The following is a 12,787-nucleotide window of genomic DNA, read 5'->3' as shown; positions in this document are numbered from 1 at the left end:
TACGATCAGTGGGCAGCGACGAGCTTCGTCACATGCATTTTGTGCATCTCTAGCTTGGGCAGCGTCTTTGCCGCGAACGCCTTTACCGCCGGATCGTCACCGCCCTTTGAATAAGTCGCAAACAGGGTCACCGCTTCTCTATGGGCAGAAGCCTGCATGTCGATGTAGAGCGGTTGGAAGTCTTGCTCGGAGGCACCTTTCAAGATCTCCAACATGGCGGCATGCTTAGGAGACAGCATCGGGGGCTCGTCGCCGAGCATCGCCGCCTTCTTCAGCTCATCGGCTGCCATGGTGTGGTCGGCAATCATCTGCTTGGCGAACTCCTTTACGTCCGCGTCCTTGGCCTTTTGCTCGGCCAGTTTGCTCGATTCGATCTCGAAAGCATTGGAACTGGTAACGACCTTCAAGAACGAGGCCTTGTCGACATTCATCGCGGCAGCTGCCTTGTCGGCGCTGGCGGGCATGGCTGCCAGCGCCGCGGTCGACGTGAACAGAGAGAGCGACAGGAGCGAGGCGGAAATCAATTTGTTCATATCGGCTCTCCTTACTTGGCTTTATTGAAGGCTGCGGTTAGATCGGCGACGGCCAGATCAAGAGCCTGCTTAGCTTCGGGCACCACTTTACCCATGCCGAAAAACTCGTGGGTGACGCCGTTGAAAACCTTCATATCGACAGGTACCCCCGCCTCCTTCAGCTTGCCGGCATAAGTCTCCCCATCCGAGCGCAGCGGATCGATCTGGGCGAGGATCACGGTCGCCGGAGCAACGCCGGCCAGATCTGAACGTCCGTTCAGGTTGAGACGTGGGTCCTTGGCCTGGTCCATGGACAGGCCATGGACGAAGTGGTGTTCTTGACAAACCACTCCATGTCGGCCTTGCCGAGTGGCTTGGCGTTGGCATTTTCTTTGTAGGATGGCGTGTCCATGTCGCTGCCTGCGACAGGATAGACGAGGAGTTGATGGAGGGGCTGCTTTGTCTTCATCTCCTTGGCCATCAGGGCGACGTTCGCCGCCAAATTCCCGCCGGCGCTTTCTCCGGCGACGGCGATCTTGTCGGAATTGCCGTTCAGCTCATGGATGTTTTCGACTGCCCACTTATATGCCGTCCACGCATCGTTATGAGCGGCCGGGAACTTGTGCTCCGGAGCGTGGCGATATTCGACCGAAACGACGATGGCGTTGGCACCCATAGCTAGGGCACGGGGCGCGCCGTCATAGACGTTGACGTCGGCAACCACCCAGCCGCCGCCATGGTAATAGACGACTACCGGAAACGGCCCTGCTCCACCGGGGATGTAGACACGCGCCGCCAGACCGCCTTCTGCAGAAGGGATCATGATATCTTTGGTGGTGACCTGGGCTTCAGGGTTGGACGAGATGCGTTTGTCCCATTGAACCGCATGGGCCGCATCCGCAGGACTTGCTTGGATGCGAGCTTCCGGAACGGATAGCGTTGAAAACGGCTTTGCGCCGAGTGCCGCTAGCTTGTCTAGGACGGCTTGCATCTCGGTTGTGGGCTTAGCCATCTCTTGGGCGAAGGACGTGGGAAGTGGCAACGTCGCGAATACACTCGCCACGGTAAACGCAAACAAGATCTTGGATTTCATCGAGGCTCTCCGGTTAACTGGATGTTTAACCTTGCCTTCGGACATTTGTTCCTGGGTTAAGCTGGCAAACTCGATGATGTCGGCCGCACTGTTGCGGTTCCAGGTCCGTCCGCAGTCCTATTCTTCGCTGAATGTTCTTCACTACAGGAACGCGCTGATTGCCTTTGCCAGATCGCGAGGGTTTTCCTCCGCAATGTGGTGGCCCGCCTGGATGCCGAAGCCGCGAAGGTCTTTGGCCCAATGCTGCCAGATGTCTAACGGGTTACCGTAAATTTGCTCGAGATCATCGTCGAGCGACCAAAGGCAAAGTACCGGGCACTGAACTCTCCGCCCGGCATCCCGATCGGCGCGATCGTGAAAATGATCCACGCGAAGGCCAGCACGATAGTCTTCGATCATCCCATGGATGACACCGGGGGTGTTGATTGCCTGAACCACATCCTCATAGGCAGCTTCCCCCATGAGGTCCGGAGAAAGTCCATTATACCAACTGATCGGGTCGGCGCAGATGACACGTTCGGGCGTCTCTGCCTGTGCGAAGAAGAACCAGTGATACCAGTCGCGGGCAAACTTCCAATCCGCCCGCTCGAGGTGCTCAATGATAGGCAGGCAATCGACCACAATCAATTTCTGCACTTGGGCCGGATGGTCCATCGCCATCCGAAATGCGGTGTAACTTCCACGATCGTGCCCGACGACTGAAAAACGCTCATGGCCAAGCTTTCGCATGACCTCGACCATGGCAACAGCTTTCTGCCGTTTCGATGACCCAGAGCTGTCCGGTGTGTCCTCGGGGATGTACGAACCGCCGAAACCCGGCAAATCGGGGCAGACAACCGTGTAGGACGGCGCTAGCAGATCGGCCACTTGACCCCATGTCATGTGGGTCCGAGGATGCCCGTGCAAAAGGACGAGCGTGGGGCCACGTCCCCCGGTCCGCAAGCGAACGTGGCCAAACGATGTCTCAACCGTCATCAGCTGGAATCCGTCAAACATCTAATGGTAGCCTGATCCCAATAAGACGGTCAGCCCGGTGGACGTTCACGCGCAAATCACAGCTCCAGAAAAACAGTGAGGTTGCGGGCGACGGCATCCGGATCTTCCCGTTGGGGAAAATGACCGACATTTTGAAGCAAGATGCGCTCAAACGCTCCGGTGAATTTCTCGTGGACGTTTTCAGACACCCCGGGCGGATTTACGCCGTCTTCTGCTCCCTGGATATAGGTTGCAGGGAGCGGCAACGTCTTGGTCAACTTCACCTTGTCTTCCAGCCACTGACTGCGCGGGTCAGGCTCAGCCTCGTCCCAGCGCGACCGATAGCTGTGGAGAGTAACCGCCAGCCAGTCGGGATTGAAGAACGATTGAGAAACCTGTTCAAACGTTGCGTCGTCAAACCATCCATCCGGTGCCAGTTTTGCCAATGCAAACGGGTGAAAGCCTTACGATCTTTCTCGATTGCTGCGGCGCCACGCTTCGTGGCCATGAACCAGTGATACCAGTCCAGTTGCGCATGCCAGAAAGGCGGTGTCGGCATACCGCCTAGCCTCGGTATCGACGAGAGAAGCGCAATACGCTCGACGCGATCCGGCCAACCGATCGCCAGCGATTCCGCAATGTTCGACCCCCAATCGTGTCCGACAGCCGAGAAAGTCTCGATACCCAGACCGTCCATGAGAGCGATGGCGTCCATTGCGAGAATGCCAGGATTGGCCGTGCGCGGTGCGGTTGCAGATTTGAATTCGGTTTCGCCGAACCCTCTCAGCGTTGGCACGATCAGCCGAACGTTGCGATCCTCAAGATAATGAACGACCTCATCCCATGTGGTGGCGTCGTCAGGCCAGCCGTGCAGCAGAAGCACGGCCTTCCCATTTTTTTTGCCGTATTCGGAAAAGTGGATCCTGAGCTCTTCCGTGTCGAGATGTGACATCGGTTCTACTTCTCTTCGCCGGGATACTCGTTCGCCTTGAGGAGGGCCGCCAGGTGTGCCGTGTTTCTGGCCAGCATAGACACCATCGTCGTGACCGTTTCAGGCGGCTGCGGCAAGTCAACGAAGTTGGTCGAACCCATGGCCTCACCTACCCAGTAGGCAACGGCATTTGCCGGAATGGTAAAGCCGACGTCGTTTAATGCCTGGAAGACCTCCGCCGACACATGATGGGCGCCGTCCTCGTTGCCGACCACTGCCACAGCGGCGACTTTGCCGTATGAGACCATCCTACCTTGATCATCTGTCTCCTCAAGAAAGGCATCCATTCTTTCAAGCGCACGTTTTGCGACGCTGCCTGGCTGCCCGAGCCAGATCGGCGTACCCAGCAACAGGATGTCTGCTTCAAGGATCTTGGTGCGAATGGCTGGCCAGGCATCGCCTTCGCCCTCCTCCGACGTGACTCCCGGCTTGATGTCGTGATCGGCGAGCCAGACGGTCTCCGTCGTCGCATCGAATTTCTTGAATTCGTCGGCGATCAGTTCGAGCAGTTTTGCTGTCGATGAGTTTTCAGATGAAGACGACGTTTTGAGAGTGCCATTCAAGGCGAGAACTTTGAGGGCCATGTGAACTCCATGTAGAGGGGATTATTCGGCTCAGACCAAGTTTGCGACGTATGTAGCTTTGACGTGGGTGCCTACTGTTCAAGAATTGCGGATGGCGGTTGGTTCCTTTCAACTCGAGAACCCTGAAAAACGCCGGCCGATATTGCGAAGTTTTGTTGAGACGATCGTTCACGCAGTTGGGCCTGCCCGGCACAAATGCGGAGCAGGCCACAATTTTTAGCGGTCTTCGGGGTTGTTTGGACGCTCGGCAGAGCCAGCTCCACTCGTTTCCGCCGCAATCCTGTCCCGGGCGGCGTCGTGAACGTCGGCGGCGACAGTTACGGCTTTCTCGTAAGCTTCCGACGCTGCTTCGCCGAGTTTATCAACTGTTTTGGACACCTCTGCAGAAACGGAATCCTTCAGCCGATCAGAGGTCTCGCCGAGAGCCTCGTCTTCCGTTTGCGTATGAGGAAGCGCCGCTCCAATCGCCGCGCCGAGCGCAAATGCCAGCGCGCCGCCGACAAGAGGCTGATCCTTGAAGTGCTTCAGCACGGCGTCATTCAACTGCGAGCGCATATCCGTTGCACTGCTACCGGGACTAGACAGCTGCTGCTTGGCCTTACCGACCGAGCCGGTGATCGACTGCCAGGTGCTCGATACCCAACCTGAAGCTTCGTCAAAAAGGTTTCCCGCCTCATCACGAATATCATGGATCTGACGACCCGTGGCATCAGCAAATCCGCGGTAGGTTTTCCCGCTGGCATCAATAAAGTGGCCCGCGCGACGGCCAGTCTTGTCCGTCAAGGCCTTGAAGCGGCTACCGCCGGCATCACTGAAGTGGCTGTAATGAACGTCGCCTTCTGCATCCGGCGGACCGATACGTCGGAGACTACCATTGGCGGTCGCGAGCGGGTAGGTCTCGTCCGAGCTTTGGGCATAAGATGCCAAGCTGGTCTTTGGTCCGGCCATCAGCCATGCGAGGCTCACACCCATGAGGGCAAGCGGGATGGGGTTGTTTTTTACGGCAGATCCAAAATTCGAGGCATACTCGCCGCCACCGCTTGATTTCACGTAGGCGAGGGCTTCGTCGACGAGTTGGCCCGGCGACATACGCTGCTGGATTGCGTCGAGCCGTTCTTCGATGCGCTGCCGATCTTGGGCAATTTCCTGCTCGATTTCTGCAGATCGGGAATTTTCTGACGTGTAAGCCATTAGGTTCTGTCCTTTACAATCTGAGCATCGCGCTGCAACGAGGCGGATGTGCGCTCAAGCTTGAGATTTTCGCCCTTCAGGGCCTTCAGTCCACGTGATGCAAGACCCCAGGCGATCAGTGCGACGACAACGCCGACGACGACAGACGACAGCGCATCAGCATTTGGCTCAGTCATTCCCTGAGACACCAAGAGCGCCGTGAGACCTTTGACCAATGCCGCCAACAGTACGCCTACGGCGCAGATGGCCAGAACGATGCCCGCAGCAAAGGCTTCCACGCCCGTCAAAGCGTGGGACATCTTTTCAGACGCTTCCGTTTTTGCGAGCTCGATCTCTTTTCGGAAGAGACCGGATATGTCGCCAACCAAGCCGGTGACCAGCTCTGGAAGGGATCGGCTATCGGTCGGATTAGTCATGGCTGCGGCCCTCCGTGCCAGTGAGGCTAGTGGGTGCTACGGAGGTCGACGGAGCTCTGGACGACGGCAGCTGGGTGGTAGACTCAGTCGCACGGACCTGCGATCCGCCCGACTTGGGCGCTGAAGATGTCAAGAAACGGCTGGCTGCAAGGCCGGCAATGGCGGCCATGCTTAAGAATGCGAGCGGCTGTTTGCGGCCGAAGTCCTCGGCCATTCCAGCAATCTCGCTCAGGCTGCGGTCTTCGATGCTTTCAGAGGCATCGCGGAGATTGGCTCCGAGATTTCGCGTGAGTTTGCCAATGTCCCGATTGTCTCCGGTTTCCAGTTCGGCGGCTACTTTCTCCAAAGCGTCGGCAACGCCGCCGAGTTTGTTGGCGAGGATGTTCTTCTGGTCCGTCGCAGCGTCTTTGACCTTTTCCGACGCGACTGTTGCTTCCCGGCTGGCAAAATCTGACACCGAGTGGATATCTTCGCTAACCTTTTGCTTCAGATCCGCGGTCGTTGACCCGGATGCATTTTCTCCATGATTAATCATGAGACCCTCCCAAGGATTGGCTGGTTGCTGGAGCCATCTCAACCCAAGGGAAATCCGATTGTTCCTCAAAAAACACTGATGGTCGCGGCTAAATGGTCCAATACAACATTGCGAGGTGTCTAATCTGTAATTCAGAGTGCATTGGTGCGGGCTGTTGCACCATCTAAGGCAAGGCTGCGGCGCGGGCACCGGCTTTCAGTCTGGCGATTAGCCTTTCTCACGAGGTATGATACTGACTTTCCCGTCGGCCTCCAGCACGGCAGACTTTATCTGCTCCATACGTTCCAGACCTTGCTCTTGACGTGCGGTTGTCAGCACGTCGTCCAAGCTCACCCGTGCCCTCGCGAAGGCCCGCAGATCGGGCGTCCCATCCGAGATAAGAACAGTAGGCGCGCCATCCAGGTAGCGTGCCAAGCCCGGTGCCCATTCTTTCACATAAGACAAACCAATGTCGACGCCGAACAAAACGATGATCAGCAAAGTTGCGGTTGTCAGAGAGAAGTCGTCGCCAAGCAGAGCCTGCTGGGTTGTTTCAGCGATGATAAGCAGTAGAACGAGGTCGAATGGCGTCATCTGCGCCACGGTCCGTCGTCCTGACAGCCGCAACGCGATAAGCAGGACGAAATAGATGGCAGCGCCGCGGATCACGGTTTCCATGTTAGCCTCAGGGAAGAATAATGGTGGAGAGTGGCGTGGGGGCGCGCCGTTTACCGACATCTCATAGGATGCCATACCAACGCTTTGCGCTCTTATATGAAGTTTGATGGATCCGCCGTCTCGACCGGGGCTTTCGAACGTCAACATCTGGCCTCGGACACCTATCGTCGTCCGTGCTGGCAATGGCTGAATATCCTCGATCTGAAACGTCTCTGCAAAGGATGGTGAAAGCTCGACTGAGTAAGTCTCACGACAGTACCAAACGGAACTGCGAGGGCACGGTCAACTGGCTCCGGCCAGGCCTGACTAGGGGTTTTACGACCGAGCACTTCGGCGAGGTCTTCGACTACAAAAGGCCTTGGATCAGTTGAATTGCCCAAGGGCAGGAGTTTGTTGCCGTCGACTTCCGAACCGGCGGTTCCGACCAGGCGCTGAGTCGATCCGTCATCAGCCGCCATGAAGAGCGCGCAAAATGGGACATCCTCGACCTTTGACCCCAGCATCGACAAGGCAGCGGAGAGCACGTCCTGTTCAGATCGCGCCGTGGCCAGATGTTCGGCAAGTTCGCGCAGCGCTCGCTCGCGCCGTTCTCCGATCACTTGAAACGTGGTTTCGACTACCGCGTTGAATATACCCTCTGACCCGCCGTTTTCACCACGGATTGGGCTAAAGGTAAAATTGAAGTAGCACTCTTCCGTATAACCGTGCCGGTGCATTGGAAGCAGCTGATCTTGCTGCCAGACGCCCTCCCCGGTGGAAAGCACCTTTTCGAACAGCGGTCCGATTGTATCCCAGATTTCTGGCCAGACTTCGCGTCCAGGGCGGCCGAGTGCCCAAGGGTGCTTTTCCCCTGGGATGTCGCTCCAGGCATCGTTGTAGAGAAGGGCCAGTTCCGGTCCCCAGTAGATGGCGATCGGGAAGTTGGTCCCGAGACAGATGCTGACGGCCGAACGCAAACTCTGCGGCCAGGTTTCCGGATCACCAAATGGTGTCTCTGCCCAATTCCGCGATCGGATCAATTTGCCTGACGCGCCGCCCCCCACCAAGAAGCTCGGCGGCGTTCTGTCATCGGAGGCTTCGTCGAAAAGGTTTTTATCTATATCGTTCACGCGTCCCCCACGGCCGCGAGCAGCGGCCACATGCACATTCTGCTTGACGTTCTAATGTAACAGGGGACGACCCGCCACCTCTCAACGCTAACCCCCGTTGGGTACTGGATGGGTGAGTAGATCATCATCTTGCGCTCAAGATCTTGTCGATTGATCCAGGCGGACGACATTCGTCAGATCCGGGACCGAAGATCGCGCGCTGATCAGGCCGGCGGCAAGATCCTTCAATGCGAACGGCTTGTTGAGGACTGGCCACGACACAGCTGCTCCAGCTTCCAGCTTGTCGCTGTAACCGGTCATCAACACCACGGGAAGTCCGGGCTTCTGGCGGGCAATTTCCTCCGCCAACTCGATGCCGGACATACCGGGCATCATGATATCGCTGATAACCGCATCTATCTCCGGCTTGCGCTGCAGCACATGGAGAGCTTCCGCTCCGCTTGACGCCATAATGACCTCGGCTATCAGCCCGTCCAATGCAAGGCGCGCAGACTCCAGGGAGGCCGGTGTATCGTCCACAATCAGGATGCATTTTGGAAGATCAGGATGCAAGGAGCTGTCGACAACCTGGCTTGGGACATTCGACTTTGGCAGCAAGAGCGTGATCGCGCTTCCGCGGCCCGGCAGACTTGCACCCCTGACGACACCGCCAAAGCTTGTGGCAAAACCATGAACCTGCGTCAGGCCGAGACCCGGTCCTCCGTTTGACTTTGTCGTGAAGAAGGGCTCGAACATCCGCTCCAGGTTGGCAGATGAGATCCCGCTTCCGGTATCGACGACCGTAATTGCGACGACCGGGCCATGAACTCGCTTGTCCTCAAACGATCCTTCAGGGACGTTGCGGGCAGTTACAGTCACAGTTCCCCCATCGGGCATCGCCTCACGAGAATTGGTCAGAAGATTAATTAGTGCTATCTCTAGGCCGACCGGATCAACATGGATCGCCCAGAGATCGACCGGCAGGTTTGTTTCCAACACAATGCTGTCGTTCAGCGCTTGCTTAAGGAGTGGCGTCATTTCCTGGAATTTAGCGTTAAGTTCGGTGTGTTCAGCGCCCTGATTGGATCGTCGAGCAAAGGACAGGAGCCGGCGAGTGATGGATTTTCCTCTCATCAGTCCTTCTCTCATATGGCCAAGGAGCCGTGTCACGCGCTCCTCATCATTCCTGCGTCGTTCTATTCCCTCGACGCCAGACTGGAAAACCATCAGGAGATTATTGAAGTCATGGGCTGCCTGCCCGGTCAGCTTTCCGAGTGCATCCATTCGCTGCCAGTTCGCCATGCTTTCTCGGCCGGCCGTTCGCGCTTGCAACTCGCGGTAAGCTAGGAAGGCTGCCGACGCGCATAGCAGAACGATCAGGGCGCTGGCCACTACGAGCAGCAGCACGGCCTGTTCGGCCGGTCGCATGTAGTCCACTGAGGGCAGCCCAACCCTTACCCGCCAAGGTATACCTAAGAGAGGTGCAGCAGCGGTCTGAACGCTTGATCCGTCAAACAACTCGAACCGCTCGCCTTCAATGGCATGACCAAAGTCGGTTGCGGGCTTGGCTTCAAGGTCAGAAGTGACCGTTGCCGCAACGAGCCGGTCCTGGCCATCAACCACCCATGCCGACCACGCCGGCGGTAGTCCGCTGTCCTTCAGGATCGACGCAATCATTTCGGGCCGGATAACCGCTGACAATACGGCTTTCGTCTGTTCATTGCGTTGGATCGGCACGCGTATGGGGAAAGCAGGTTTTCCTCCGGAACCAACGACAACGTTGCCGACCAGTCCGGCACCCGATGTGAGCACCCGTTCGTGGCTCTCTCGGTCAACTACTTTCCTTGATGCCGATGCCGACAGCGGAGGGTATGACAAGACGACATCACCGTCGTCGTCACTAACCCTGATTTGCTCCCATTGAGGCGCTCTGGCCTGAAGCCGGCGCGCCGTCTCGGCGAAGCTAGATCTGGCGACGGGCAGATCGAATCTGGGAGACTCGGCAATAATGGAAAGAAGCTGGATCTGAGTTTGAAGGTCACGTTGGACGGCGGCCGCAATGAGCCTCGCTCTATCCTGCAGCGCGTCAACAAGTGCCACTTGTCGCTCGCGGATAACGAACCAGGCCATAACGGTCGCGAGCACAAGCACCGGAATGAGGGCCGCGCAGAGCAGCAGAATTGCGGGACGTGCCTTGATCAAAGCGAACCTCAGGTTTATCGGTCGCTAAAATAGGCTGTAATTCCGCTGCGGCAAGCAGAGAATAGCGCAGAAATTCAGCATTAATCCGTCAGCGTTTCGCGCAACCGGAGACCTATTGAAAGTAGATCTTTCGCCTTGAATGGATGTGAACTTAAGACCCCTCGTTGCAACTTTCACAAGATTGTCGGTTGCAGAATCTGCCTCTGGCATGTTGTCAGGCGGAGCCCGCAGTCTTTCCCTACAACCACGGTCTCGCTGAACCCAAGGCCTTGGGCGGTGGCATAAAGATGAAAGACCATTCCCTCCTCGAGACCCCAATCGGACGTGGGCAGGAGAACCCGGGAAAAATCGCTGGTGCGCGGCGTGCGGGTGTAAAGGCCGAGCGTGTAGGCAGTGACGTTTTCATAATCCGGCCGCAGACCCGCATCGAGCGCGCCTTGCCGCATGATCGCATCCACATCGCGGGCCAGAGTGCCCGGCTTCATCGCTGCAACCTGACGATCCTGCAGCGCGACCAGCCTTTCGGCCGTTGCCGCAAGCTCAGCCGACGGCGTGCCGACCATGACTGGCCGCATCATGCGAGCGCCATAATTTCCGACACGCGGGATCAGCTCGCAATGCAGGATGTCGCCCGCGCCGATCGTCTCGGTCTTGAAGACGCCATGCAGGAATTCATGGCTGCCGGCTGCCTTGACGATTGGCCCGACTTCGCCGGTATCAGCCCCTTCCCGCAAAAAGACGCCAGATGCGATCGCCGCCGCATCGCGGGTGGTCATGCCGGGCTTTGCCTGCTGCGCGATCGCCAGCATCGCCTTGTCGGCAATCTCGGAAGCCTGCCGCAGCACGGCAATTTCCGCGTCGGATTTGACCCAGCGTAGGCTGTCGCTGAGGCCGGGCATCGGCACGAGCCAGGCCTCAGGCAATAACTCCCCGAGCCGCGCACAAGTCTCGGCATTCATGCTGTAGGACCGGGTATCGAGGCCGATCCGCGCATTGCCGAAGCCATGCGCGACGATGCTTGCCGCCACCGCCGCAACGGCATCCTCGGTATCCCTGAAACCGGTGACGTCGGAAATCCAGCTCTTCTCGCGGCAGGGCGCTTCGTCCAATGCGCGCAGCGTGAACCAGGCCTCGCCCTCGCGCGGCAAAAAGGCCGCGCGATACATGGTTTCCGACACGGTATAACCGGTCGCCCAGGCGAGCAGTTCGCCGCTGTCGATCAGCAGGAGATCAACGGCGGCGGTTTCCATCGCCGCCTGCGCCTTGGCCAGTCGCCGCTGATATTCCGCCGCCGCAAACATGATCAGGCCACTTCGCAGATATCGAGAATGGTCAGCATGTAGACGCGGATCATGTCGAGGAAATCCACGATGTCGACGCGCTCGTCCGGCATGGTGTTGTAACGGCCACCCGGACCGCAGACGATGCCTTCCATGCCAAGCTCATGGTAGAGATGGCCGGCATCCGTACCGTAGAAACGGGTCGGGGTAATCGCGCCGGTCGGCTGCTTTTCGCCGCGCACGGTTTCATAAGCGGCATTGATCGACTTGACGATGCGGCTATCCGGCGAGACTTCGAAGGGCGGCATCAGCGGCCGGCCTTCGATCTGTTCGGGAACGAGCTTCGCCTTCAGGCCCGGGAACCTTTCTTCGAGTGCGCGCAATTCGCGATCGAGATCGGCAAGCACGCCTTCCTGGGTCTGGCCCGGCGCATAACGGCAGGAACCCTTGAGGCGGACGAAATCGGCCACCTGCGGCGGACGCCATTCCGCAAGGTCGCGACCGAGCGCGCCATGCACGACACCGACATGGCCTCGGTTGATCGAGCGATGCACATCGCTGCGAGCGCCGCTGAAGGTCATGGCGTTGATGCGCGGGATGATGTCGCAGGCCGCCGCGATCGCATCGACCGACTCTTCGCGCTTGGAGAGGTGGCGGGTATCGCCGGTCAGTTCGATGACATAGCTGAGGGCTGCTGCATGCATGGTGACGGCAACGAGGTCGCTCGGCTCGCTGTTGATGAAATAGTCGGCCTTCACGCCGCTGCGGATCGCAGCCAGCGTACCGACGCCGCCCTGCAGTTCGCCGACCACGAAGGTCAAAACGACATCGCCCTTCAGCTTGACGCCGGCATCGACCAGCGTCTTCACGGCGCAGAAATAGGCCGCATCGCCGGCCTTCATGTTCGAAACGCCGATGCCGTAGATGAACTTGTCATCGACCAGGCCGGCATAAGGATCGACCGTCCAGCCTTCGGTGACCGGGTTGGTGTCGAGATGGCCGTTGAACAGCAGGCTTTTACCGCCGCCCTGCCCCCTGAGGCGGCCGATCGTGTTGAAGCGGCGGCCTTCGTCAAACGCCTGAAGCTCGGCTTCGACGCCGATCTTTTCAAGCTCTGCAGCCATCCAGCGGGCGAGATCCTTCTCGCCTTCGGTTTCCGAATGGCTCTTGTGCTGGACCATCTTCGACAGGAAATCGAGGCAGGCCTTTTCGTCGATCCGATCCACCAGGGACTTCGGGTCCATTGTCATGCTCCTATGCTCA

15 protein-coding genes are annotated in these 12,787 nt (G+C 58.2%); all 15 read right to left on the bottom strand.

Annotation, left to right across the window (positions count from 1 at the left end; translation table 11 throughout):
* Positions 1 to 5: 5 nt before the first annotated feature.
* The 15 genes from AVCG78_RS24915 to AVCG78_RS24850 all read right to left on the bottom strand — a co-directional run bounded on the left by AVCG78_RS24915 (position 6) and on the right by AVCG78_RS24850 (position 12,768).
* Entirely contained in the window at positions 6 to 533 is a 528-nt protein-coding gene (locus AVCG78_RS24915; protein WP_071584694.1) for a DUF4142 domain-containing protein, read from the bottom strand.
* Between the two features lie 11 nt (positions 534 to 544).
* Positions 545 to 823, bottom strand: a complete 279-nt coding sequence (locus AVCG78_RS27265; protein ID WP_197433213.1) for an alpha/beta hydrolase fold domain-containing protein — start codon at positions 821 to 823, stop codon at positions 545 to 547.
* A complete protein-coding gene (locus tag AVCG78_RS27260) occupies positions 790 to 1,605 on the bottom strand; it encodes an alpha/beta hydrolase (protein ID WP_197433214.1) in 816 nt (271 codons plus the stop codon). Before AVCG78_RS27260 ends, AVCG78_RS27265 begins: the two co-directional genes overlap by 34 nt.
* 141 nt (positions 1,606 to 1,746) lie before the next feature.
* Complete coding sequence (locus tag AVCG78_RS24905; RefSeq protein WP_071584693.1) at positions 1,747 to 2,601, bottom strand: alpha/beta fold hydrolase; 855 nt, start codon at positions 2,599 to 2,601, stop codon at positions 1,747 to 1,749.
* A gap of 56 nt (positions 2,602 to 2,657) precedes the next feature.
* The gene (locus AVCG78_RS24900) at positions 2,658 to 2,864 is read right to left on the bottom strand and encodes an alpha/beta fold hydrolase (protein ID WP_234618171.1); all 207 of its coding nucleotides are present in this window, start codon (positions 2,862 to 2,864) and stop codon (positions 2,658 to 2,660) included.
* Positions 2,861 to 3,532 (bottom strand): alpha/beta fold hydrolase, encoded by a 672-nt coding sequence (locus AVCG78_RS24895; RefSeq protein WP_234618172.1) that lies wholly within the window; start codon positions 3,530 to 3,532, stop codon positions 2,861 to 2,863. Before AVCG78_RS24895 ends, AVCG78_RS24900 begins: the two co-directional genes overlap by 4 nt.
* Positions 3,533 to 3,537: 5 nt before the next feature.
* Positions 3,538 to 4,155 carry a flavodoxin family protein gene (locus AVCG78_RS24890; RefSeq protein WP_071584692.1) on the bottom strand — a complete coding sequence of 206 codons (618 nt, stop codon included), beginning with the start codon at positions 4,153 to 4,155 and terminating at the stop codon, positions 3,538 to 3,540.
* Between the two features lie 216 nt (positions 4,156 to 4,371).
* Entirely contained in the window at positions 4,372 to 5,346 is a 975-nt protein-coding gene (locus AVCG78_RS24885; RefSeq protein WP_071584691.1) for a DUF3618 domain-containing protein, read from the bottom strand.
* Positions 5,346 to 5,762, bottom strand: a complete 417-nt coding sequence (locus AVCG78_RS24880; RefSeq protein ID WP_071584690.1) for a phage holin family protein — start codon at positions 5,760 to 5,762, stop codon at positions 5,346 to 5,348. Before AVCG78_RS24880 ends, AVCG78_RS24885 begins: the two co-directional genes overlap by 1 nt.
* The gene (locus AVCG78_RS24875) at positions 5,755 to 6,297 is read right to left on the bottom strand and encodes a hypothetical protein (protein WP_071584689.1); all 543 of its coding nucleotides are present in this window, start codon (positions 6,295 to 6,297) and stop codon (positions 5,755 to 5,757) included. Before AVCG78_RS24875 ends, AVCG78_RS24880 begins: the two co-directional genes overlap by 8 nt.
* Before the next feature lie 207 nt (positions 6,298 to 6,504).
* Complete coding sequence (locus AVCG78_RS24870) at positions 6,505 to 6,954, bottom strand: DUF421 domain-containing protein (protein ID WP_071584688.1); 450 nt, start codon at positions 6,952 to 6,954, stop codon at positions 6,505 to 6,507.
* 161 nt (positions 6,955 to 7,115) lie between these two features.
* Entirely contained in the window at positions 7,116 to 8,063 is a 948-nt protein-coding gene (locus tag AVCG78_RS24865; protein ID WP_197433215.1) for a PAS domain-containing protein, read from the bottom strand.
* A gap of 135 nt (positions 8,064 to 8,198) precedes the next feature.
* On the bottom strand, positions 8,199 to 10,244 hold the full coding sequence (locus AVCG78_RS24860) for a response regulator (RefSeq protein WP_071584686.1): 2,046 nt from the start codon (positions 10,242 to 10,244) through the stop codon (positions 8,199 to 8,201).
* Between the two features lie 173 nt (positions 10,245 to 10,417).
* The gene (locus tag AVCG78_RS24855; protein ID WP_071584685.1) at positions 10,418 to 11,545 is read right to left on the bottom strand and encodes a M24 family metallopeptidase; all 1,128 of its coding nucleotides are present in this window, start codon (positions 11,543 to 11,545) and stop codon (positions 10,418 to 10,420) included.
* 2 nt (positions 11,546 to 11,547) lie between these two features.
* Entirely contained in the window at positions 11,548 to 12,768 is a 1,221-nt protein-coding gene (locus tag AVCG78_RS24850; RefSeq protein WP_071584684.1) for a M20 family metallopeptidase, read from the bottom strand.
* Positions 12,769 to 12,787 lie beyond the last annotated feature (19 nt).

Source organism: Gillisella vitis (assembly GCF_021559775.1).
GTDB lineage: Bacteria > Pseudomonadota > Alphaproteobacteria > Rhizobiales > Rhizobiaceae > Allorhizobium > Allorhizobium ampelinum.
Note: the sequence above shows the minus strand (reverse complement) of the source record. Positions and strands in the feature narration are given on the sequence as shown.